The sequence below is a fragment of the Thiosulfatihalobacter marinus genome (assembly GCF_016019955.1).
Taxonomy (GTDB): Bacteria; Pseudomonadota; Alphaproteobacteria; order Rhodobacterales; family Rhodobacteraceae; genus Shimia; species Shimia marinus_A.
Map to the genome: position 1 here is coordinate 144,395 of NZ_JAECRZ010000001.1, position 21,738 is coordinate 166,132.

At 61.1% G+C, this 21,738-nt stretch carries 23 protein-coding genes; all 23 read left to right on the top strand.

Going from position 1 to position 21,738, the window contains the following annotated elements; genetic code table 11:
• The first annotated feature begins 6 nt into the window (after window positions 1-6).
• A complete protein-coding gene (locus I3253_RS00655; RefSeq protein WP_197915692.1) occupies window positions 7-1,614 on the top strand; it encodes a carboxyl transferase domain-containing protein in 1,608 nt (535 codons plus the stop codon).
• A 133-nt stretch (window positions 1,615-1,747) separates the two neighbouring features.
• Window positions 1,748-3,706, top strand: a complete 1,959-nt coding sequence (locus I3253_RS00660; protein WP_197915693.1) for an acetyl/propionyl/methylcrotonyl-CoA carboxylase subunit alpha — start codon at window positions 1,748-1,750, stop codon at window positions 3,704-3,706.
• The gene (locus tag I3253_RS00665; protein ID WP_197915694.1) at window positions 3,703-4,362 is read left to right on the top strand and encodes a glutathione S-transferase family protein; all 660 of its coding nucleotides are present in this window, start codon (window positions 3,703-3,705) and stop codon (window positions 4,360-4,362) included. The genes I3253_RS00660 and I3253_RS00665 overlap by 4 nt, the downstream gene beginning before the upstream one ends.
• Window positions 4,355-5,209: a hydroxymethylglutaryl-CoA lyase gene (locus tag I3253_RS00670; RefSeq protein WP_197915695.1), complete on the top strand. Its 855-nt coding sequence runs from the start codon at window positions 4,355-4,357 to the stop codon at window positions 5,207-5,209. The genes I3253_RS00665 and I3253_RS00670 overlap by 8 nt, the downstream gene beginning before the upstream one ends.
• Before the next feature lie 63 nt (window positions 5,210-5,272).
• Window positions 5,273-6,058, top strand: a complete 786-nt coding sequence (locus I3253_RS00675) for a crotonase/enoyl-CoA hydratase family protein (protein WP_197915696.1) — start codon at window positions 5,273-5,275, stop codon at window positions 6,056-6,058.
• 319 nt (window positions 6,059-6,377) lie between these two features.
• Entirely contained in the window at window positions 6,378-6,743 is a 366-nt protein-coding gene (locus I3253_RS00680) for an NADH-quinone oxidoreductase subunit A (protein WP_197915697.1), read from the top strand.
• Entirely contained in the window at window positions 6,734-7,267 is a 534-nt protein-coding gene (locus tag I3253_RS00685) for a NuoB/complex I 20 kDa subunit family protein (RefSeq protein ID WP_197915698.1), read from the top strand. Before I3253_RS00680 ends, I3253_RS00685 begins: the two co-directional genes overlap by 10 nt.
• Window positions 7,264-7,869 (top strand): NADH-quinone oxidoreductase subunit C, encoded by a 606-nt coding sequence (locus I3253_RS00690; RefSeq protein ID WP_197915699.1) that lies wholly within the window; start codon window positions 7,264-7,266, stop codon window positions 7,867-7,869. The genes I3253_RS00685 and I3253_RS00690 overlap by 4 nt, the downstream gene beginning before the upstream one ends.
• Window positions 7,869-9,092: an NADH-quinone oxidoreductase subunit D gene (locus I3253_RS00695; RefSeq protein WP_197916150.1), complete on the top strand. Its 1,224-nt coding sequence runs from the start codon at window positions 7,869-7,871 to the stop codon at window positions 9,090-9,092. Before I3253_RS00690 ends, I3253_RS00695 begins: the two co-directional genes overlap by 1 nt.
• Window positions 9,092-10,258, top strand: coding sequence for an NADH-quinone oxidoreductase subunit E (locus I3253_RS00700; RefSeq protein ID WP_197915700.1), 1,167 nt, complete (start codon window positions 9,092-9,094; stop codon window positions 10,256-10,258). Before I3253_RS00695 ends, I3253_RS00700 begins: the two co-directional genes overlap by 1 nt.
• Window positions 10,259-10,261: 3 nt before the next feature.
• The gene (locus I3253_RS00705) at window positions 10,262-10,489 is read left to right on the top strand and encodes a DUF5337 domain-containing protein (RefSeq protein WP_197915701.1); all 228 of its coding nucleotides are present in this window, start codon (window positions 10,262-10,264) and stop codon (window positions 10,487-10,489) included.
• Between the two features lie 4 nt (window positions 10,490-10,493).
• The gene (gene nuoF / locus I3253_RS00710; RefSeq protein WP_197915702.1) at window positions 10,494-11,789 is read left to right on the top strand and encodes an NADH-quinone oxidoreductase subunit NuoF; all 1,296 of its coding nucleotides are present in this window, start codon (window positions 10,494-10,496) and stop codon (window positions 11,787-11,789) included.
• Window positions 11,790-11,794: 5 nt separating this feature from the next.
• The gene (locus tag I3253_RS00715; protein WP_197915703.1) at window positions 11,795-12,160 is read left to right on the top strand and encodes a hypothetical protein; all 366 of its coding nucleotides are present in this window, start codon (window positions 11,795-11,797) and stop codon (window positions 12,158-12,160) included.
• A gap of 103 nt (window positions 12,161-12,263) precedes the next feature.
• Window positions 12,264-12,674, top strand: a complete 411-nt coding sequence (locus I3253_RS00720) for a DUF5333 domain-containing protein (protein ID WP_197915704.1) — start codon at window positions 12,264-12,266, stop codon at window positions 12,672-12,674.
• Between the two features lie 3 nt (window positions 12,675-12,677).
• Window positions 12,678-14,690, top strand: coding sequence for an NADH-quinone oxidoreductase subunit NuoG (nuoG, locus tag I3253_RS00725; protein ID WP_197915705.1), 2,013 nt, complete (start codon window positions 12,678-12,680; stop codon window positions 14,688-14,690).
• A gap of 9 nt (window positions 14,691-14,699) precedes the next feature.
• Window positions 14,700-15,116: a hypothetical protein gene (locus I3253_RS00730; RefSeq protein ID WP_197915706.1), complete on the top strand. Its 417-nt coding sequence runs from the start codon at window positions 14,700-14,702 to the stop codon at window positions 15,114-15,116.
• Between the two features lie 6 nt (window positions 15,117-15,122).
• A complete protein-coding gene (gene nuoH / locus I3253_RS00735; protein ID WP_197915707.1) occupies window positions 15,123-16,163 on the top strand; it encodes an NADH-quinone oxidoreductase subunit NuoH in 1,041 nt (346 codons plus the stop codon).
• A 1-nt stretch (window position 16,164) separates the two neighbouring features.
• Window positions 16,165-16,659, top strand: a complete 495-nt coding sequence (gene nuoI / locus I3253_RS00740) for an NADH-quinone oxidoreductase subunit NuoI (protein WP_197915708.1) — start codon at window positions 16,165-16,167, stop codon at window positions 16,657-16,659.
• On the top strand, window positions 16,656-17,063 hold the full coding sequence (locus tag I3253_RS00745) for a carboxymuconolactone decarboxylase family protein (protein WP_197915709.1): 408 nt from the start codon (window positions 16,656-16,658) through the stop codon (window positions 17,061-17,063). The genes nuoI and I3253_RS00745 overlap by 4 nt, the downstream gene beginning before the upstream one ends.
• Window positions 17,060-17,668 (top strand): NADH-quinone oxidoreductase subunit J, encoded by a 609-nt coding sequence (locus I3253_RS00750; RefSeq protein WP_197915710.1) that lies wholly within the window; start codon window positions 17,060-17,062, stop codon window positions 17,666-17,668. The genes I3253_RS00745 and I3253_RS00750 overlap by 4 nt, the downstream gene beginning before the upstream one ends.
• Window positions 17,669-17,799: 131 nt before the next feature.
• The gene (nuoK, locus tag I3253_RS00755; protein WP_093092926.1) at window positions 17,800-18,105 is read left to right on the top strand and encodes an NADH-quinone oxidoreductase subunit NuoK; all 306 of its coding nucleotides are present in this window, start codon (window positions 17,800-17,802) and stop codon (window positions 18,103-18,105) included.
• A gap of 6 nt (window positions 18,106-18,111) precedes the next feature.
• A complete protein-coding gene (nuoL, locus tag I3253_RS00760) occupies window positions 18,112-20,193 on the top strand; it encodes an NADH-quinone oxidoreductase subunit L (RefSeq protein WP_197915711.1) in 2,082 nt (693 codons plus the stop codon).
• Entirely contained in the window at window positions 20,163-21,737 is a 1,575-nt protein-coding gene (locus tag I3253_RS00765) for an NADH-quinone oxidoreductase subunit M (protein WP_197915712.1), read from the top strand. Before nuoL ends, I3253_RS00765 begins: the two co-directional genes overlap by 31 nt.
• Window position 21,738: the final 1 nt, after the last annotated feature.

The following is a 21,738-nucleotide window of genomic DNA, read 5'->3' on the forward strand; positions in this document are numbered from 1 at the left end:
AAAGAGATGAGCAAGATTCACTCCAAGATCATCACAGGGTCCGAGGATTTCGTGGCCAACCGGGCCGCGCATCTGGAGATGATCGAGACCATTTGTGCCGCGGCCGGCGTGGCCGCGCAGGGTGGGGGCGAAAAATCACGGGCGCGCCATCTGAGCCGGGGCAAGATGCTGCCGCGCGACCGGGTGGCCAATCTGTTGGATCCGGGGTCTCCGTTTCTGGAGATCGGGGCGACGGCGGCGCATGACATGTATGACGGTGCGGCGCCGGGGGCCGGTGTGGTGGCCGGGATCGGGCAGGTGCACGGGCAGGAGGTGATGGTGGTGTGCAATGATGCCACCGTGAAGGGCGGCACCTATTTCCCGATGACCGTCAAGAAACATCTGCGCGCGCAGGAGATTGCAGAGGCCAACCGGCTGCCCTGCATCTATCTGGTGGATTCGGGGGGCGCGAACCTGCCCCAGCAGGATGAGGTATTTCCGGACCGCGATCATTTCGGGCGGATCTTCTACAATCAGGCCAATATGAGCGCGCAGGGCATTCCCCAGATTGCGGTGGTGATGGGGTCCTGTACGGCGGGGGGGGCCTATGTGCCGGCGATGTCGGACGTGACGATCATCGTGCGCGAGCAGGGTACGATCTTTCTGGCCGGGCCGCCTTTGGTGAAGGCGGCGACCGGCGAGGTGGTGAGTGCCGAGGATCTGGGCGGCGGCGATGTGCACACGCGTCTGTCCGGTGTGGCGGATTACCTGGCCGATGACGATGCCCATGCGCTGGCGCTGGCGCGTCAGGCGGTCAGCCATCTCAATCGCGCCAGGCCCGGGACGGTGGAGTGGGCAACGCCCGAAGAGCCGGCCTATGACCCTGAGGAGATCCTTGGGGTGGTGCCGGCGGGGTTGCGCACGCCCTATGACATCCGCGAGGTAATTGCGCGGGTGGTGGATGGGTCGCGGTTTGATGAATTCAAGCGGCGGTTCGGGGAAACGCTGGTTTGTGGCTTTGCCCATGTCAAAGGCTGCCCGGTCGGGATCGTGGCCAATAACGGTGTGTTGTATTCCGAAAGCGCCGTGAAGGGCGCGCATTTCATCGAGCTGTGTTCGCAACGCGGTATTCCGCTGGTGTTCCTGCAAAATATCACCGGGTTCATGGTGGGGCAGAAATACGAAAGCGAAGGCATCGCGCGGCACGGGGCCAAGATGGTAACGGCGGTGGCAACCACGAAGGTGCCCAAGATCACCATGTTGGTGGGCGGCTCGTTCGGGGCGGGCAATTACGGGATGGCCGGGCGCGCCTATAGCCCGCGCTTTTTGTGGACCTGGCCCAACAGCCGTATCTCGGTGATGGGCGGTGAGCAGGCCGCCGGGGTTCTGGCCACCGTCAGGCGCGATGCGATCGAGCGGGCCGGGCAGGAATGGTCGGCCGGGGATGAGGCCGAGTTCAAGCGGCCCACGCTGGAGATGTTCGAGCGCCAGAGCCACCCGCTTTATGCCAGTGCGCGGCTGTGGGATGACGGGATCATCGATCCGCGCAAGACCCGCGACGTGCTGTATCTGAGCCTTTCGGCGGCATTGAACGCACCGATTGAAGAGACGAAGTTCGGCGTATTCCGGATGTGATCGGTGGGGGCCAGCCCCCACACGCAGGTTTGACGTGGGGGCCAGCCCCCACACGCAGGTTTGACGTGGGGGCCAGCCCCCACACCCCCGGAGTATTTCCGGCAAAATGAAGACATGGACCGGAGGTCGCGAGATGTTTGACAAGATCCTGATTGCCAACCGGGGTGAGATTGCTTGCCGTGTGATGGAGACAGCGCGCCGGCTGGGCGTAAAGACAGTGGCCGTCTATTCGGACGCGGATGAGCGGGCCCGGCATGTGGCGCTGGCCGATCAGGCCGTGCATATCGGTGGTCCGGCACCGGGCGAGAGTTATCTGAAGGGCGATGTGATTATCCGGGCGGCGCTTGAGACCGGCGCGCAGGCGATCCATCCCGGATATGGGTTCCTGTCGGAGAACCCGGATTTCGTGGAGGCGGTCGAGGCGGCGGGGCTGGTGTTTATCGGGCCTTCGGCGGATGCGATCCGCAAGATGGGGCTGAAGGATGCGGCCAAGGCGCTGATGGAAGAGGCGAATGTTCCGGTGGTGCCCGGGTATCATGGCAAGAATCAGGACCCGGAGCATCTGAGCGGCGCCGCTGATGCGATCGGGTATCCGGTGTTGATCAAGGCAGTGGCCGGGGGCGGCGGCAAGGGGATGCGGTTGGTAGAGAAGCCGGCCGATTTCATGGACTCGCTGAAATCGGCGCAGGGCGAGGCCAGGACCGCGTTTGGCAACCCGGATGTGTTGATCGAGAAATATGTCCAGCAGCCGCGCCATATCGAGGTTCAGGTGTTCGGGAATGGAGCGCGGGCGGTTCATCTTTTTGAGCGCGACTGTTCGTTGCAGCGTCGGCACCAGAAGGTGATCGAGGAAGCGCCGGCACCGGGCATGATCCCGGAGATGCGCGCCGCGATGGGGGCGGCGGCGGTGCGGGCCGCCGAGGCGATCGGCTACAAGGGTGCGGGCACGATCGAGTTCATCGTGGACGGCGCGGACGGGCTGCGCACGGATGGGTTCTGGTTCATGGAGATGAACACGCGGTTGCAGGTGGAGCATCCTGTTACCGAGGCGATCACCGGGGTTGACCTGGTGGAGTGGCAATTGCGCGTGGCCTCGGGCGAGGGGTTGCCCATGTCGCAGAGTGATTTGTCGATCAGTGGCCACGCATTCGAGGCGCGGATCTATGCCGAGGATGTGCCCAAGGGGTTTCTGCCGGCGACGGGCACGTTGAGCCATCTGGAGTTTCCGGCCACGGCGCGGGTGGACAGCGGTGTGCGGCCCGGCGACACGATCAGCCCCTGGTATGATCCGATGATTGCCAAGCTGGTGGTGCACGGGGCCACCCGCGAGATCGCGCTCAAGCAGTTGGAAACGGCGCTGCGTCACACGGATGTGGCCGGGACCGTGACCAATGTGTCGTTTCTGGCGCTGTTGTCGGCGCAGCCGGATTTTGTGGCCGGTCGGGTGGATACCGGCCTGATCGCACGTGATCTGGAGCGGTTGTCCGTGACGCCGGTGGCCTGTACGAAGGCGCGCTCTGTCGCGGCGCTGAGCGCGCTGGGGTTGATGCGAGGGGCCAAGGCGGCGCCCGGGCCGGCCTTTGTGATGTGGACGCCGCTGGAGCATTCCGTGGCGCTGATGCATCATGACGCGCGGATTGACGCGAAGGTGACAGTTGTCGGAACGGGGGATTACCGGGTGGATCTTGGCGATGCGCGGCACCATGTCTGGTATGGTGAGGGGGCGTGGTGGGTTGATCAGACCAAGGTACAGGCCCGGATGGCCCGTTATGGCGCTGACCTGACGGTGTTCTGGGGCAATGCCTATCATTTTCATGTCATCGATCCGCTGGAGCGCGAAGACGAGGCAGGCGTGGGCGGCAATCTGATCGCGGCACCGATGCCGGGGCTGATCAAGGCGGTGTATGCCGAGGCCGGGCAGGTTGTTTCGCAGGGCGACAGGCTGGCCGTGCTGGAAGCGATGAAGATGGAACATTCGCTGCTGGCGGTGCGCGATGGCGTGGTGGCCGAGGTTCTGGTGCGAGACGGGCAGCAGGTTGAGGAAGGTGCGGCCCTGATCCGGCTGGAAGAGGACGAGGAGGCCGCGGCGTGACCCGGTTGCATCACATCCCGTTTTCGCGATCGTTTCGCATTCTGTGGCTGTTGGAAGAGATGGGTCTGGCCACTGAAATAAGGCGCTATTCGCTGACGGACGGATCGTTGCGGGCCTCGGAATTCAAGGCGATTTCGCCGGTGGGGCGGGTTCCGGCGCTGGAGATCGACGACATCACGATTTACGAGAGTGGCGCCATTGTCGAATATCTGACCGAAACGCGGCCAGAGCTTGGGCTGGGGCGCTTGCCGGGCGATGCGGAGCGGGTGGCGTATCTGGAATGGCTGGGCTTTGCCGAAACGCAGGCCAGCATCATCGCGTCGCTGAACATGCAGCACCTGTTCATGGGTGATCCGACCCCTGCGGCGCCGGTGGTGCTGAAACTGGAGGCGGCGCGTCTGGGTGCGACTTTGAAGGCAATGGAGCGGGTGTTGGGCGCGCATGACTGGCTGTTGCCGTCGGGCTTTTGCGCGGCGGATACGATGATGGGGTTCAACCTGTTTTCCGCGCCCTATTATGTGCGGATGGACAGGTTTGAAAACGTGCGGGCCTATGTGAAGCGGATCGAGGCCAGACCGGCTTATCAGCGGGCGCGGGCGCTGGACGGTGTGCAGGAGTTCTACAAGAAGGATTTCTATGAGGTGCCCGATGGCTGAATTTGTCGAAATCTTCGAGATGGGTCCGCGGGACGGGCTTCAGAATGAAAAGCGCCATATTCCGACCGAAGAGAAGATTGCGCTGGTCAATTGCCTGAGCCGCGCGGGGTTCCGCCGCATCGAGGTGGCCAGTTTCGTCAGCCCAAAATGGGTGCCGCAGATGGCGGATTCGGCGCAGGTTCTGGCCAATATCGACCGGGTCGAAGGGGTGTCCTATGCGGCGCTGACGCCGAACATGCAGGGGTTCAACCGGGCGGTGATGGCACAGGCCGACGAGATCGCGATTTTCGGGTCGGCCTCGGAGGGGTTTTCCAAGGCCAATATCAATGCCACGATTGCCGGGTCGCTGGAGCGGTTTGCGCCGGTGGTGGAGGCGGCGCGCGATGTGAACCTGCCGGTGCGCGGCTATATCTCCTGTGTGACGGACTGCCCCTATGACGGGCCGACGCCGCCGGAAAAAGTGGCCGAAGTGGCGGCGCATTTGCGTGATGCGGGGTGTTACGAGATTTCGCTGGGCGACACGATCGGACAGGGCACGCCCGAGAGAATCTCTGCGATGCTGGAGGCGGTTTTGCAGGAGGTGCCTGCCGCCAGGTTGGCCGGGCATTACCATGACACTGCCGGACGGGCCTTGATGAATATCGAAGCGTCGCTGGCCCTGGGCGTGCGGGTGTTTGATGCCGCTGTTGGCGGGTTGGGCGGGTGCCCCTATGCACCGGGCGCGGCGGGGAATGTCGCGACCGAGGCGGTGAACGGGCTGTTGTTGTCGTTGGGCTATGAGACGGGGCTGGATGGGGCCGTGCTTGACGAAGCGGCGGCGATGGCGCGGGCCATGCGGTCCGGGTGAACAAGAAATTTCGAAACTTCTTGCCAAAATTCTTTGAAGAATTTTGCAACGGGAGGGGAGCGCATGTTTGAGACAATATCCGTGGAAGTGGATGCGCGCGGGGTCGCGACGCTGATGCTGAACCGGCCCGAGAAGCACAATGCGATGTCGGGCGAGATGCTGACGGAACTCAGGGTGGCGGCCGGGCAATTGGGCGCGGATGACGACGTGCGGGCCGTGGTTCTGACCGGGGCGGGCAAATCCTTTTGCGCGGGCGGCGATCTGGGGTGGATGCAAAAACAGCGCGACATGGCGCCGGATGTGCGCGGCAGGGAGGCGCGCAAGCTGGCCGAGATGTTGCAGGCGCTCAATACCCTGCCCAAGCCGGTGATCGGGCGTGTGCAGGGCAATGCTTTTGGCGGCGGCGTGGGCATGGCCTGTGTCTGTGACGTGGCGATCGGGGTGGACGGGCTGACCATGGGGTTCACGGAAACGCGGCTTGGGCTGATCCCGGCCACGATCGGGCCTTATGTCGTGGCGCGCATGGGCGAGGCCAGGGCGCGGCGCGTGTTCATGTCGGCCCGGCTGTTCAAGGCCGAGGAGGCGGTGGCGCTGGACATCCTGGCGCGGGTGGTCCCCGCCGACCGGCTGGATGATGCGGTCGAAGCGGAAATCGCGCCTTACCTTGCCTGTGCGCCGGGCGCCGTGGCCCGCGCCAAGGCGCTGACCCGTGCCCTTGGGCCACGGATTGACGACGCGGTGATTGATCACACGATCGACGAATTGGTGGCGTGTTGGGAAGGCGACGAGGCACGTGAAGGCATCCGGGCGTTCTTTGCCCGCGAAAAGCCCAACTGGGGGCAGGGTTAGGGAAATTTTAGGCGCTTCGGGATGTCTGTGGTGCGCAGCATTTAATCTGACTGATTTGCTTGGTTTTTGGCCGCTTCTGGAATCATCGCCACCTTGAGAGGGGATTCCGAGCGCCAATCTCCAAACGGGGGGCCGACCGATTGCCGCATGGGTTTCCCGATTGATCGCATACCTTTGTATGCAAAGGAAAAACAGGTCAAAATCCAAAAACTGAATGTGATTGGGGTCGGTTGACCCCGACATGGGGCAGGGGTAAACCCCGCTTAGTCTATAGAGCCATTTGACTGCACGGCATTTCGTGCATGAAAGGAGCTACCCCGTGGAAGAGATGCTCAGGGAATACTTTCCCATTATCGTCTTCTTGGCCGTCGCCATTGCGCTCGGTCTTGTATTCATTCTCGCAGCCGTCGTTCTTGCCGTTCGCAACCCCGACCCTGAAAAGGTGAGTGCTTATGAGTGCGGTTTCAATGCCTTTGACGACGCGCGGATGAAATTTGATGTCAGGTTCTACCTGGTGTCGATCCTGTTCATCATTTTCGATCTGGAAATTGCCTTTCTGTTTCCCTGGGCGGTGGCCTTCAAGGACGTGCCCATGGTGGGTTTCTGGTCGATGATGGTTTTCCTGGGCGTGCTGACCATCGGCTTTGCCTATGAATGGAAGAAAGGGGCCCTGGAATGGGAGTGATGACGGGGAGCAACACCGCCGGCGCCGACCGTGAGGTGGCCACGCAGGCGCTGAACAAGGAATTGCAGGACAAGGGTTTTCTGCTGACTTCGGCGGAAGACCTGATCAACTGGGGCCGCACCGGCAGCCTGCACTGGATGACGTTTGGCCTGGCCTGTTGCGCGGTCGAGATGATCCATACGTCGATGCCGCGCTATGACCTTGAGCGTTTTGGCACCGCGCCGCGCGCCTCTCCGCGTCAGTCGGACGTGATGATCGTGGCCGGAACGCTGACCAACAAGATGGCGCCGGCGCTGCGCAAGGTCTATGATCAGATGCCCGAGCCGCGCTATGTGATCTCGATGGGATCCTGCGCCAATGGCGGCGGTTATTACCACTATTCCTACAGCGTTGTGCGCGGTTGTGACCGGATCGTGCCGGTTGACATCTATGTGCCCGGCTGCCCGCCGACCGCAGAGGCGCTGATGTATGGTGTCATGCAGTTGCAACGCAAGATCCGCCGCACGGGGACGATTGAGAGATGAGCGAAGCCCTCAAAGAACTTGGTACTCATATCGAGCTGAAGCGCCCTGATTGCGTGCTGGGCTGGGATGTCAGCTTTGGCGAACTGAATGTGGACGTGGCCCCGGCGAATATTGCCGGGTTCGTCGAGTTTCTGAAAGCCGATGCGACCTGCCGCTTTGCGACGCTGGTGGATATCACCGCCGTGGATTACCCGGATCGCGCCAAGCGGTTCAACGTGATTTATCACCTGCTGTCGATGCACCAGAACCAGCGCATTCGCCTGCGGGTTGGCATCCGCGAGGATGAGATGGTGCCGTCGATCACCGGCATTCACCCCTGCGCCAACTGGCCCGAGCGGGAAGTGTTCGACATGTTCGGCATCATCTTTTCCGATCATCCCGACCTGCGCCGCCTGCTGACCGATTATGGCTTTCGCGGCTTTCCGCTGCGCAAGGATTTCCCGACCACCGGCTATACCGAGGTGCGCTATGACGAGGTGCAGAAGCGGGTCGTCTACGAGCCGGTACAGTTGACCCAGGATTACCGCCAGTTTGATTTCATGAGCCCGTGGGAAGGGGCGCAGTATATCCTTCCGGGTGACGAGAAGGGGGACGCGAAATGATGGACGGCTCCAAGTTTGACGACGGCAGCACGGACACGCCGGCGGGTGAACAGAAAATCCGCAATTTCAATCTGAATTTCGGCCCCCAGCACCCCGCCGCGCATGGTGTGCTGCGGCTGGTTCTGGAACTGGACGGCGAGATCGTCGAACGCTGCGACCCGCATGTCGGGTTGTTGCATCGCGGTACCGAAAAGCTGATGGAGAGCCGCACCTATCTTCAGAACCTGCCCTATCTGGACCGGCTGGATTACGTGGCGCCGATGAACCAGGAGCATGCCTGGTGCCTGGCCATCGAGAAGCTGACCGGTACCGTGGTGCCGCGCCGTGGCCAGCTGATCCGGGTGCTGTTCTGCGAGATCGGCCGTGTTCTGAACCACCTGATGAACGTGTGTTCGCAGGCGATGGACGTGGGCGCGCTGACCCCGAACCTTTGGGGCTTTGAAGAGCGCGAAAAGCTCATGATCTTCTACGAGCGGGCCTGTGGCGCGCGCCTGCACGCGAACTATTTCCGCCCCGGCGGCGTGCATCAGGATGTGCCCGACAAGCTGCTGGATGATATCGAGGAATGGGCGCTGGGCTTTCCGCAGATGCTGGACGATTGCGAGGGGCTGTTGACCGAGAACCGCGTGTTCAAGCAGCGCAATGTCGATATCTGTGTGGTTGATGCGGATACCGCGCTGGAGCACGGGTATTCGGGTGTGATGCTGCGGTCGGCTGGTATGGCCTGGGACTTGCGCCGCGCGCAACCCTACGAATGTTATGACGAGTTCGACTTCAAGATCCCGGTGGGCAAGAACGGCGATTGTTATGACCGCTACCTGATGCGCATGGCCGAGATGCGCGAGTCGACCTCGATCATCCGTCAGGCGATCGTCAAGCTGCGCGAAGCCACGGGTGACGTGATGGCGCGCGGCAAGCTGAGCCCGCCCAAGCGTGGCGAGATGAAGACCTCGATGGAAGCCCTGATCCACCATTTCAAACTGTATACCGAAGGCTTTCACGTGCCCGAGGGCGAGGTTTATGCCGCCGTCGAGGCGCCCAAGGGCGAATTCGGCGTGTATATCGTGGGCGATGGCACCAACCGGCCATATCGCGCCAAGCTGCGCGCGCCGGGCTACATGCATCTGCAATCGCTGGATCACATCACCACCGGCCACCAGCTGGCCGATGTGGCTGCCATTATCGGCACAATCGACATCGTGTTTGGGGAGATTGACCGCTGATGCTTCGTCGTCTGTATCACGAACAACCCGAGAGCTTTGCCTTCAGCCCGGCCAATCAGGAATGGGCCGAAGCGCAGATCACCAAATACCCCGAAGGGCGTCAGGCGAGCGCGGTGATCCCGCTGTTGTGGCGGGCCCAGGAACAGGAAGGCTGGCTTTCCAAGCCGGCGATCGAATATGTCGCCGACATGCTGGGTATGGCCTATATCCGTGTTCTGGAAGTGGCGTCGTTCTATTTCATGTTCCAGATGCAGCCGGTCGGATCGGTTGCGCATATCCAGATCTGCGGCACGCTGTCGTGCATGATCTGCGGCGCTGAAGACCTGATCGCGGTCTGCAAGGAAAAAATCGCCGAACAGCCCCACACGCTGAGCGCGGACGGCAAGTTCAGCTGGGAAGAGGTGGAGTGCCTTGGTGCCTGCACCAATGCGCCCATGGCGCAGATCGGCAAGGATTACTACGAAGATATGACGGCGGAAGGTTTTGCCCGGATGCTGGACGACATGGCGGCCGGCAAGGTGCCGGTGCCCGGCCCGCAGAACGGGCGCTATGCGTCCGAGCCGTTGTCCGGTCTGACCAGCCTCAAGGAATATGACAGCGGGCGCACGCAGTATAATGCAAGTGTGCAGCTGGCGACGGATATCGGGGATACAATCAAGCGGATAGACGGCACCGAAGTGCCGATCCTGACGCCCTGGATTGGCGCGGACGGCAAGGTTGCGGGCCGCGAAGCCGATGCAAACCCGCCCGCCGAGGCGCCAGCGCCGAAACCGGCTGTCAAGCAGGCCGAAGAGGCCCGCAAGGCCGGGAAACCCGCCGCCAAGGCCGCGCCGAAGGCCGAGGCAAAGGCCTCGCCGTCCCCGGAACAGGCTGTGACCGAAAAGGCGCCTGCCGCGAAAACAGTGGCGAGCACCGGTCCTGACGATCTCAAGCAGCTCAAGGGCGTTGGTCCGGCGCTGGAGAAAAAGCTCCATGCCGCCGGAGTGACCACTTTCGCGCAGATCGCGGCCTGGGGCCCCGAGGAAATCGCCGACATGGACGGCAAGCTGTCGTTCAAGGGGCGGATCGAGCGGGACGGCTGGGTTGATCAGGCGCGGCTGCTGGCGGCCGGAGAAGAAACCGAGTTCTCGAAGAAAGTCTCCAAGGGTGGGGTTTACGAGGACTAGGACATGACCACGGAGCAACAGGAACAGGCATTGGCACGCAAGGGGCGCATGGTTGCCCTGGTGATCGCCGGAGCGATAGTGGCCTGGATTGTGCTTCAGTGGGTGGGAAAACAGGCAGGGTTGCCAGGGCGTTATGCGCTGTTGTTCGACTTTGCCGCAATCGCCGCGCTGATCTGGGCGCTGGTGAACATCTATCAGATCTGGCGCGCGCGCCAGGCAAGCAAAGGGTAACGGGATGCTCAAGGATCAGGACCGTATCTTTACCAATCTCTACGGTATGCATGACCGCAGCCTGAAAGGCGCGCAGGCGCGCGGCCATTGGGATGGCACGGCAAAGATCATCCAGCAGGGACGTGGGGCGATCGTCGATCAGATGAAGGCCTCCGGTTTGCGCGGACGCGGCGGCGCGGGCTTTCCGACCGGCCTCAAGTGGTCGTTCATGCCCAAGGAAAGCGATGGCCGCCCGGCCTATCTGGTGATCAACGCCGACGAATCCGAGCCGGGCACCTGCAAGGATCGCGAGATCATGCGCCACGATCCGCATACGCTGATCGAGGGGGCGCTGATTGCGTCTTTCGCGATGGGTGCGCATACCTCGTATATCTATATTCGCGGCGAATATATCCGCGAGCGCGAGGCGTTGCAGGCGGCGATCGACGAAGCATATGATGCTGGTTTGCTTGGCAGAAACGCCGCTGGTTCGGGTTGGGATTTCGACCTGTTCCTGCATCACGGGGCCGGCGCCTATATCTGTGGCGAGGAAACCGCGCTGCTGGAAAGCCTTGAGGGCAAGAAGGGGATGCCGCGCATGAAGCCGCCATTCCCGGCCGGAGCGGGCCTGTATGGCTGCCCGACCACCGTGAACAACGTGGAATCGATTGCCGTGGTGCCGACCATCCTGCGCCGCGGGCCGGAATGGTTTGCGGGATTTGGCCGACCGAACAATGCGGGCACCAAGATTTTCGGCATCTCGGGCCATGTGAACACTCCCTGCGTGGTCGAGGAAGAGATGTCGATCAGCTTTGAAGAGTTGATCGAAAAGCATTGCGGCGGAATTCGCGGCGGCTGGGACAACCTCTTGGCCGTGATCCCCGGCGGATCGTCGGTGCCCTGTGTGCGGGGCGAGAACATGCGTGACGCGGTGATGGATTTCGACGCGCTGCGCGAGGTTGGATCGTCGCTTGGCACCGCGGCGGTGATTGTCATGGACAAGCAGACCGACATCATCAAGGCGATCTGGCGCCTGTCCAAGTTTTACAAGCATGAAAGCTGTGGCCAGTGCACCCCCTGCCGCGAAGGCACCGGCTGGATGATGCGCGTCATGGATCGTCTGGTTCGGGGCGAGGCCGAGATCGAAGAGATCGACATGCTGTTTGACGTGACCAAACAGGTTGAGGGCCACACGATCTGTGCGCTTGGCGACGCGGCGGCCTGGCCAATTCAGGGCCTGATCCGCAATTTCCGCGAAGAGATCGAGGACCGGATCAAGGCGAACAAGAGCGGCCGCATGGGCGCGATGGCGGCGGAGTGAATGACGTGACCGGCACCGCTTTCTTACCTTCTGTCACTCCGCAACGCGCCGGTATCGTGTGCCTTCTGGCCGCGACCCTGGTTCTGTCGGCCTGTGGCAATCGCAAGGAAGACAAGGTGGCGTTCAACGGGATCTATTTCTCGTCCAAGGCCGATCGCGTGTCCAAGGAAGAACGCGATCATTTCCGGGTGCAGGTCAAGAAGGCGACTCAGGATCTTGGGGCCGCGCGCGAGGCGGGACGTTACGCGGCGACCCGCTATTGCATCGAACAATACGGAACGTCGTCGATCGAATGGGTGATCGGCCCGGACAGCGAATCCATCGTCCCGGTGGATGGTGCGATCCAGTTGGAAGGGTACTGCCAACCATGACAATCGGGGCGGCATATCCGGGATGTTATTGCCTTACAGGGTGCGGATGCGCCTTTTGGATGGAGTCAGGCGTGGTGCCAGTCCAACCGAAGGGAGTGTCTTCATGACCCGAGTTACAACCGCAATGATGGCTTGCAGCGTTCTTGTCGCCGGTGCCGGCGCAGCTTTGGCGAAACCGCCGCTGCGTGACGTGCCCGAGATCGACGACTACGTGTATTACACGCTTGTCGCCTATGAGATCGGCGAACAATGCCCGACGATTTCAGCCCGCAAGCTGAAGGGGATCAGCGATCTTTGGGCGTTGGGGCGCAAGGCCAAGGCGATGGGTTACACCGAAGCCGAGATCAAGGCCTATGTCCGTTCGGATGCGGAAAAGGCGCGCATGGTAAAGCGCGGCGAGGCCTACATGAAAACCAAGGGCGTCACTTATGACGACCCAGAGACATTCTGTGCGCTGGGGCGTGCGGAAATCGAGAAAAACAGCGCGATCGGCGTGTATTTGAGGGCGAAATGAGTCATGTCTGACCTACGCAAGATCATCATCGACGACACGGAAGTCGAAGTAGAGGGCGCGATGACCCTGATCCAGGCCTGTGAAGAGGCCGGGGTGGAGATTCCACGCTTTTGCTATCACGAGCGTCTGTCGATCGCCGGCAACTGCCGGATGTGCCTTGTCGAGGTTGTGGGCGGGCCGCCGAAGCCGGCAGCCTCCTGCGCCATGCAGGTGCGCGACTTGCGTCCGGGCCCCGAAGGCCAGCCGCCGGTGGTCAAGACCAACTCGCCCATGGTCAAGAAGGCCCGCGAAGGCGTGATGGAATTCATGCTGATCAACCACCCGCTGGATTGCCCGATCTGCGATCAGGGCGGCGAGTGCGATTTGCAGGACCAGGCTATGGCCTATGGCATGTCCGGGACACGTTTCCAGGAAGCCAAGCGCGCGGTAGACGATCTGGACCTTGGCCCGCTTGTGTCGACCACGATGACCCGCTGCATCAGCTGTACGCGGTGCGTGCGCTTTACCACAGAGGTGGCCGGCATCACCCAGATGGGCCAGACCGGCCGGGGCGAGGATGCCGAGATCACCAGCTATCTGAATCAGACGCTGGTTTCGAACCTGCAAGGCAACATCATCGATCTGTGCCCGGTGGGTGCGCTGACATCCAAGCCTTATGCGTTCACTGCCCGCCCCTGGGAGCTGACCAAGACCGAAACCATCGACGTGATGGATGCGTTGGGCAGCAATATCCGGGTGGACACAAAGGGCCGTGAAGTGATGCGCATTCTGCCGCGCAATCATGATGGCGTGAACGAGGAATGGATTTCCGACAAGACCCGCTTTGTCTGGGACGGTCTGCGCCGCCAGCGGCTGGACAAACCCTATGTCCGCGTGGACGGCAAACTGAAGCCCGCCAGCTGGGGTGAGGCGCTGGCCGCCGCCGCGGGCGCGATGAAGGGCAAGAAGATTGCCGCGTTGGTGGGGGATCTGGCGCCGGTCGAGGCGGTGTTTGCGCTCAGGCAGCTTGTGCAGGGGCTGGGTGGATCTATCGAATGCCGGACAAACGGCGCGGTTCTGCCAGCTGGCAACCGGTCTGCCTATGTGGGCAATGCTTCGATTGAAGATATTGATTCTGCTCGGAAAATCATTCTGGTCGGGACCAACCCACGCGACGAGGCGCCGGTGCTGAACGCACGGATCCGCAAGGCGTGGTCCAAAGGGGCCGAGGTGACGGTTGTCGGCGCCAAGGGTATGGATCTGACCTATGATTATTCCTATGCCGGCCCGGGCCGCATACCGCTGAACAAGCTGGTCGAGGACTCGCGCGCGCAAGAGGGCGCCATTGTGATCGTCGGGCAGGGCGCCATCTGCGAGGGTGACGGTATCGCGGTACTGGGGCAGGCGATGACGCTGACGGAAAAACTGGGCGGCAAGATGCTGGTGCTGCATACCGCTGCCAGCCGTGTGGGCGCGATGGACGTGGGTGCCGTGACCCAGGGCGGGATCGATGCGGCCATGGATGGTGCAGAAGTTGTGTACAACCTGGGCGCTGACGAGGTGGAGATCGGCGAGGGTGCCTTTGTGATCTATCAGGGCAGCCATGGGGATCGGGGTGCACACCGCGCCGACGTGATCCTGCCTGCCGCCGCCTATACCGAGGAAAACGGCCTGTTCGTGAATACCGAGGGCCGCCCGCAACTGGCGATGCGCGCCGGGTTCGCACCGGGCGAGGCCAAGGAAAACTGGGCCATTCTGCGCGCGCTGAGCGCAGAACTGGGCGCGGCGCTGCCGTATGACTCGCTGGCACAGCTGCGGACGGCCCTTGTGGCCGAAGTGCCGCATCTGGCACAGATCGATCAGGTGGCCGACAATGGTTGGGAGCCTCTGGACGCCAAAGAACTTGGCAAAGGGGCGTTCAAGTTGGCGGTTTCAGATTTCTACCTGACCAACCCGATCGCGCGCGCCAGCGAGCTGATGGCCGAGCTTTCAGCCAACGCCAAGGCGCGTGGCGCCGGCAAGATCGCGGCGGAGTAAGGCATCGTCATGATCCCTCGTCTTCTCATACCCTTGTTCAGCCTGGCTGCTTTTGCCGGGCTGTCGGCCTGCGCCAATCCGCAGGCCGCTGGGGTATCGCGCGGCGAGGTGGCGTTTGAACCGGTTTACCAGGGCGTGGACACGCGGCTTCTGGAAGGCGATCTGGTGAATTTCCAGGTCATCATGACCGGCGCGCGGGACGAACGGGACGTGGCCGAATATGCCGAATGCGCGGCGGCGCAATATGCGCTGATCCGCGGCTTCGGCTTTGCGCGGCATCTGCGCACAACCATTGATTTTCAGGGTGGTGTCTGGCGAGGGGATGCGGTTTACACCATCTCGTCGGCCCTGCCACGCGGATTGAAGACGATTGACGCCGAAGTCATCGTGTCAAGCTGCGAAGATAACGGAATACCCACGGTGTGAGGACCCATGATTGAATTCTTTACCACCACCTACCTAGGGATCTTTCTGCTCACATTGGGGCAGGTTCTTCTGGTTGTCGTGCCTCTGCTCGTGGCGCTGGCCTTTCTGCTTTACGCCGACCGCAAGATCTGGGCGGCGGTTCAGCTGCGCCGGGGCCCCAACGTCGTGGGCACCTTCGGCCTGCTGCAATCCTTTGCCGACTTCATCAAGTATATCGTCAAGGAAATCGTCTATCCGGCTGGTGCCGACAAGGTGGTGTTCCTTCTGGCGCCGATGATCAGCCTGGTGATGGCAACCGTTGCCTGGGCGGTGATCCCGTTCAATGATGGATGGGTGGTTTCGAACATCAACGTCGCGATCCTGTATGTCTTTGCGGTCTCCTCGCTGGAGGTTTACGGCGTGATCATGGGGGGCTGGGCGTCGAACTCGAAATACCCGTTCCTTGGCAGCCTGCGTTCGGCGGCTCAGATGATTTCCTACGAGGTGTCGATCGGCCTGATCATCATCGGTATCATCATCTCGACTGGCTCGATGAACTTTGGCGATATCGTGCGCGCGCAGGATGGGGCATACGGGCTGTTCAGCTGGTACTGGCTGCCGCATTTCCCGATGCTGTTCCTGTTCCTGATCTCGGCCATGGCCGAAACCAACCGCCCGCCATTTGACCTTCCCGAGGCGGAATCGGAGCTGGTGGCGGGCTATCAGGTGGAATATTCCTCGACCCCGTTCCTGTTGTTCATGATCGGCGAATACGTGGCAATCGTGCTGATGTGCGCGCTGGTATCGGTGATCTTCCTGGGTGGCTGGCTGTCGCCGATCCCCGGCTTGCCGGACGGTATTCTGTGGATGCTGGGCAAGATCGTGTTCGTCTTCTTCATCTTCTCGATGGTCAAGGCGATCGCGCCCCGGTACCGCTATGACCAACTGATGCGCATCGGCTGGAAAGTATTCCTGCCCATGTCGCTGATCTGGGTCGTGCTGGTGGCGTTCTTCGCGAAATTCGAACTTTTCGGCGGCGCCTATGCCCGCTGGGCAATCGGAGGCTGATATGACGGCAATCGACTATAAACGTGCCGCCGGCTACTTCCTGCTGAAGGATTTCATCGGTGGGTTCCGTCTGGGCATGAAGTATTTCTTCAAGCCCAAGGCGACGATCAACTATCCGCATGAAAAAGGCCCGCTGAGCCCGCGGTTTCGCGGCGAGCACGCGCTGCGCCGTTACCCGAACGGCGAGGAACGCTGTATCGCCTGCAAACTGTGTGAGGCAATCTGCCCGGCGCAGGCCATTACCATCGACGCGGAACCGCGCGAAGATGGCAGCCGCCGCACCACGCGTTATGACATCGACATGACCAAGTGCATTTATTGCGGCTTCTGCCAGGAAGCCTGCCCGGTGGATGCGATCGTGGAAGGCCCCAATTTCGAATTCGCCACCGAGACCCGCGAAGAACTGTTTTACGACAAGGCCAAACTTCTGGAAAACGGAGACCGCTGGGAAGCCGAGATTGCCCGCAATATCGAACTGGATGCACCGTACAGATGACCGATTCCAAGAACCCCTTTGAAGCGATGTTCGCGCAGTATCAGGAAATGGCGAAAACCATGAACCCTGCGCTGGAATCGTTTACCCCGAAAGGGTTCGAGGCGCTTTGGCCAACCATGCCCAAGGACGTCATGGAGATGTTCTTTGGCAATACGATCAACAAGGACGGGCTGGACGCCAAGACCCGTCTGCTGCTGACGCTGGCGGCGCTCACGGTTCTGGGCGCGCAGGCTGATGCACAAATCCGCCTTACGGTCCGGCATCTGCTGGAAGCGGGCGCTACGAAACAGGAAATCGTCGAGACCATCGGCCAGATGTCGATGTTCGCCGGCATTCCCGCCAGCACGCGCGCCATGGAACTGGCGCAGGAGGTTCTGGCGGACAAAGAGGGAAGTGACACATGACCGTCGCGGCAATTGCATTTTACCTGTTTGCGATCTGCGTGATTGCTGGCGGGCTTTTCACCGTCATCAGCCGCAATCCGGTGCATTCGGTGCTTTGGCTGATCCTGGCCTTCCTGAGTTCGGCCGGGCTGTTCGTTCTGCTGGGGGCGGAATTCGTCGCCATGCTTTTGATCATTGTCTATGTGGGCGCCGTCGCCGTTCTGTTCCTGTTCGTGGTGATGATGCTGGACGTGGATTTTGCCGAACTCAAGGGCAGCATGGCGCAATATATGCCGCTGGCGCTGTTGATCGGTGTGATCCTGCTGATGCAGCTGGGCCTGGCCTTTGGCGCCTGGGAAGTCTCGGATCAGGCCGAGGCGCTGCGCGGCGCGGTCACGCCGGCCGATGTGCAGAATACCGCCGCGCTGGGCACGATCCTGTATGACCAGTATTTCCTGCTGTTCCAGCTGGCCGGTCTGATCCTGCTGGTCGCCATGATCGGTGCCATCGTGCTGACCCTGCGCCACCGCAAGGACATCAAGCGCCAGAACGTTCTGGAACAGATGTGGCGCGACCCGGCCAAGTCAATGGAACTGAAAGACGTGAAACCGGGGCAGGGGCTCTGAGATTTTCGCGCCGCATGGCGGCTGGCGCGTGGCCCGGAAAAGGGCGGCACAAGACAAGATGAGAGGCTCCGGATCGGATCCGGGGCGCGACGAGAAAAAGAAAGACGAACGGGGCAACCCTGAGGGACGACATGATTGGACTTGAACATTATCTGGGCGTGGCCGCGACGTTGTTTGTCATCGGCATTTTCGGCCTCTTCCTGAACCGGAAGAACGTGATCATCCTGCTGATGTCGATCGAATTGATACTTCTTTCGGTCAACATCAACCTGGTGGCTTTCTCCAGCTTCCTCGGGGATCTGGTGGGACAGGTCTTTACCCTGTTCGTGCTGACCGTGGCCGCCGCCGAGGCCGCCATCGGCCTGGCGATCCTGGTTTCGTTCTTCCGTAACCGCGGCACGATCGCGGTGGAAGATGTCAACGTGATGAAAGGCTAAGGACAAATGGAAAAGATCATCCTCTTTGCCCCGCTTGTCGGCAGCCTGATTGCAGGGTTCGGCTGGCGGCTGACCGGCGAACGCGCCGCGCAGTGGATCACGACCGGCCTGTTGTTCCTGGCCTGCCTGCTGAGCTGGATCGTGTTCCTGAGCCTGGGTAGCGAAACCCAGCAGATCCACATCATGAATTTCATCCAGTCGGGCACGCTTGATACCGCGTGGTCGATCCGGGTGGACCGGCTGACCGCGATCATGCTGATCGTTGTCACCACGGTGTCCGCGCTGGTGCATCTGTATTCGGTCGGATACATGGCGCATGACGAGGCCTGGGGCGAGGGCGAGCATTACAAGGCGCGTTTCTTTGCCTACCTGTCATTCTTTACCTTTGCGATGCTGGCACTTGTAACGGCGGATGACCTGATCCAGATGTTCTTTGGCTGGGAAGGTGTGGGCGTTGCCTCGTATCTGCTTATCGGGTTCTACTACAAGAAACCCTCGGCCAATGCGGCGGCGATCAAGGCGTTTGTGGTCAACCGGGTGGGCGATTTCGGCTTTGCGCTGGGGATTTTCGGCCTGTTCTATCTGACCGACAGCATCAAGTTTGACGACATCTTTGCCGCCGCCCCGGCGCTGGCGGACACGCAGCTGGAATTCCTGTGGCGCGAATGGAATGCCGCCAACCTGCTGGCCTTCCTTTTGTTTGTTGGCGCGATGGGCAAATCGGCACAGCTTTTCCTGCACACATGGTTGCCGGACGCGATGGAAGGCCCGACCCCTGTGTCGGCACTGATCCATGCCGCCACCATGGTGACGGCCGGTGTCTTTCTTGTGGCGCGCATGTCGCCGCTGATGGAATACGCGCCCGAGGCGACTGCCTTTATCACCTTCCTTGGCGCCACCACGGCCTTTGTGGCCGCGACCATCGGTCTGGTGCAGAACGATATCAAGCGCGTGATCGCCTATTCGACCATGTCCCAGCTGGGGTACATGTTCGTGGCGGCGGGCGTAGGCGTTTATTCGGTGGCCATGTTCCACCTGCTGACCCATGCTTTCTTTAAGGCGATGCTGTTCCTGGGGGCCGGTTCGGTGATCCACGCGATGCATCACGAACAGGACATGCGCAACTATGGCGGGCTGCGCAAGAAGATCCCCTATACCTACTGGGCGATGATGATCGGCACGCTGGCCATCACCGGTGTTGGCATTCCGCTGACGACAATCGGTTTTGCCGGATTCCTGTCCAAGGACGCGATCATCGAAAGCGCCTATGCGGGCACAGATGGCGGATACGCGTTCTGGATGCTGGTCATCGCGGCGCTGTTCACCAGCTTCTACAGCTGGCGGCTTATGTTCCTGACCTTCTTCGGAGAGCCGCGCGGCAACAAACATACGCATGACCATGCGCATGAAAGCCCCAAAGTCATGCTGATCCCGCTTGGCGTGCTGGCGCTGGGTGCGATTTTCTCGGGGATGATCTGGTACGGGTCGTTCTTTGGCAGCACGGAACAGGTCAACAAGTTCTTCGGCATTCCTTATGAAGCTGTCGAGGGAAAAACCGGGCATGGCGAGGGCGATGCCGCTGTCAAGGAAACCAAAAGCGCCAAGCCGGTGGCCGTTTCGGATCCTGCCCAGGCGCCCAAGGGCGCGATCTTCATGGCCCCGGACAACAAGGTTTTGTCCAAGGCGCACTATGCCCCCAAATGGGTCAAGGTCAGCCCCTTCGTGGCCATGGTCATCGGTCTGATTTTCGCGCTGTGGTTCTATGTCTGGAACCCGTCGATGCCGGCAAAGGCAGCCGAGAGCCAGCGTCCCTTGTACCTGTTCCTGCTGAACAAGTGGTACTTTGATGAAATCTACGACTTCCTTTTTGTGCGCCCGGCAAAAGCACTTGGACGGTTCCTGTGGAAGCGCGGCGACGGGAATGTCATTGACGGCTCGATCAACAGCGTGGCCATGGGCATTGTTCCCTGGGTCACGCGGCTCGCGGGGCGGGCGCAGTCTGGTTACATCTTCACTTACGCCTTTGCCATGGTGATTGGCATCGTCGTGCTGATCACATGGATGACGCTCAGCGGAGGAGCGCAATAATGAACGACAGCCTGCTCTCTCTCGTCACCTTCATTCCCGCGCTGGCGGCGGCGATCCTCGCCATCTTCCTGCGCGGCGAAGAGGCCGCGGCGCAGCGTAATGCCAAATGGGTCGCCCTGGTGGCCACGGTGATCACTTTTCTGGTGTCGCTATTCGTTCTGGCCGGGTTCGATCCGCAAAACACCGATTTCCAGTTTGTCGAGGAACGCGACTGGCTGCTGGGCCTGAAATACAAGCTGGGCGTGGACGGTATCTCGGTGCTGTTCGTCATGCTGACCACGTTCATGATGCCGCTGGTGATCTGGGCGTCCTGGGGTGTGGAGCGGCGCGTCAAGGAATACATGATCGCCTTCCTGTTGCTGGAAACGCTGATGCTGGGCGTGTTCATGGCGCTGGATCTGGTGCTGTTCTACCTGTTCTTCGAAGCGGGTCTGATCCCGATGTTCCTGATTATCGGGATCTGGGGCGGAAAAGATCGCATTTACGCCAGCTTCAAGTTCTTCCTGTATACTTTCCTTGGGTCGGTGCTGATGCTGGTGGCGCTGGTCGGAATGTTCGTGGATGCGGGCACGACTGACATTCCGACACTGATGAACCACACCTTTGCATCGGAAACGATTTCGGTGCTGGGCATTCAGGTGATTGGCGGTCTTCAAACGCTGATGTTCCTTGCCTTCTTTGCCAGCTTTGCGGTGAAATTGCCGATGTGGCCGGTGCATACCTGGTTGCCGGATGCGCATGTTCAGGCGCCCACGGCCGGGTCGGTGGTGCTGGCGGCGATCCTGTTGAAGATGGGCGGCTATGGCTTCCTGCGCTTCAGCCTGCCGATGTTTCCGATCGGTTCCGAACTTATGACGCCGCTGGTGTTCTGGCTGTCGGCCATCGCGATCGTCTATACCTCGCTGGTCGCGCTGGTTCAGGAAGACATGAAAAAGCTGATCGCCTATTCGTCCGTGGCCCATATGGGGTATGTGACAATCGGGATCTTCGCGGCGAACCAACAAGGCATTGACGGCGCCATTTTCCAGATGCTGAGCCACGGCTTCATCTCGGGCGCGCTGTTCATGTGTGTGGGCGTGATCTATGACCGGATGCACACCCGCGAGATCGATGCCTATGGTGGCCTTGTGAACCGGATGCCGGCCTATGCGCTGATCTTCATGTTCTTCACCATGGCCAATGTCGGCCTGCCTGGTACATCTGGATTTGTCGGCGAGTTCCTGACCCTGGTGGGGATTTTCCAGGTCAATACCTGGGTGGCGCTGGTGGCAACTTCGGGCGTCATTTTCTCGGCGGGCTACGCATTGTGGCTTTATCGCCGTGTGGTTCTGGGCGACCTGATCAAGGAAAGCCTGAAGACGATCCAGGACATGACCGCGCGCGAGAAATGGATTTTCGCGCCGCTGGTGGCCATGACCCTGTTGCTGGGGGTGTATCCGGCCCTGGTAACGGACATCATCGGCCCATCGGTCGAGAATCTGATTTCCAACTATGAAACCGCTCTGGCCAATGCCCCCTCGGGCAACCAGATGACATCGCACTAGG

Excerpts from the sequence above, each read along its gene's own strand:
- nuoG (WP_197915705.1), top strand. The coding sequence starts at position 12,678 with ATGTCTGACCTACGCAAGATCATCATCGACGACACGGAAGTCGAAGTA.
- nuoI (WP_197915708.1), top strand. The coding sequence starts at position 16,165 with ATGACGGCAATCGACTATAAACGTGCCGCCGGCTACTTCCTGCTGAAG.
- I3253_RS00765 (WP_197915712.1), top strand. The coding sequence starts at position 20,163 with ATGGATGACGCTCAGCGGAGGAGCGCAATAATGAACGACAGCCTGCTC.
- I3253_RS00700 (WP_197915700.1), top strand. The coding sequence starts at position 9,092 with ATGCTTCGTCGTCTGTATCACGAACAACCCGAGAGCTTTGCCTTCAGC.
- I3253_RS00685 (WP_197915698.1), top strand. The coding sequence starts at position 6,734 with ATGGGAGTGATGACGGGGAGCAACACCGCCGGCGCCGACCGTGAGGTG.
- I3253_RS00670 (WP_197915695.1), top strand. The coding sequence starts at position 4,355 with ATGGCTGAATTTGTCGAAATCTTCGAGATGGGTCCGCGGGACGGGCTT.
- I3253_RS00695 (WP_197916150.1), top strand. The coding sequence starts at position 7,869 with ATGGACGGCTCCAAGTTTGACGACGGCAGCACGGACACGCCGGCGGGT.
- I3253_RS00655 (WP_197915692.1), top strand. The coding sequence starts at position 7 with ATGAGCAAGATTCACTCCAAGATCATCACAGGGTCCGAGGATTTCGTG.
- nuoL (WP_197915711.1), top strand. The coding sequence starts at position 18,112 with ATGGAAAAGATCATCCTCTTTGCCCCGCTTGTCGGCAGCCTGATTGCA.
- I3253_RS00675 (WP_197915696.1), top strand. The coding sequence starts at position 5,273 with ATGTTTGAGACAATATCCGTGGAAGTGGATGCGCGCGGGGTCGCGACG.
- nuoH (WP_197915707.1), top strand. The coding sequence starts at position 15,123 with ATGATTGAATTCTTTACCACCACCTACCTAGGGATCTTTCTGCTCACA.
- I3253_RS00705 (WP_197915701.1), top strand. The coding sequence starts at position 10,262 with ATGACCACGGAGCAACAGGAACAGGCATTGGCACGCAAGGGGCGCATG.
- I3253_RS00690 (WP_197915699.1), top strand. The coding sequence starts at position 7,264 with ATGAGCGAAGCCCTCAAAGAACTTGGTACTCATATCGAGCTGAAGCGC.
- nuoK (WP_093092926.1), top strand. The coding sequence starts at position 17,800 with ATGATTGGACTTGAACATTATCTGGGCGTGGCCGCGACGTTGTTTGTC.
- I3253_RS00660 (WP_197915693.1), top strand. The coding sequence starts at position 1,748 with ATGTTTGACAAGATCCTGATTGCCAACCGGGGTGAGATTGCTTGCCGT.
- I3253_RS00745 (WP_197915709.1), top strand. The coding sequence starts at position 16,656 with ATGACCGATTCCAAGAACCCCTTTGAAGCGATGTTCGCGCAGTATCAG.
- nuoF (WP_197915702.1), top strand. The coding sequence starts at position 10,494 with ATGCTCAAGGATCAGGACCGTATCTTTACCAATCTCTACGGTATGCAT.
- I3253_RS00730 (WP_197915706.1), top strand. The coding sequence starts at position 14,700 with ATGATCCCTCGTCTTCTCATACCCTTGTTCAGCCTGGCTGCTTTTGCC.
- I3253_RS00720 (WP_197915704.1), top strand. The coding sequence starts at position 12,264 with ATGACCCGAGTTACAACCGCAATGATGGCTTGCAGCGTTCTTGTCGCC.
- I3253_RS00750 (WP_197915710.1), top strand. The coding sequence starts at position 17,060 with ATGACCGTCGCGGCAATTGCATTTTACCTGTTTGCGATCTGCGTGATT.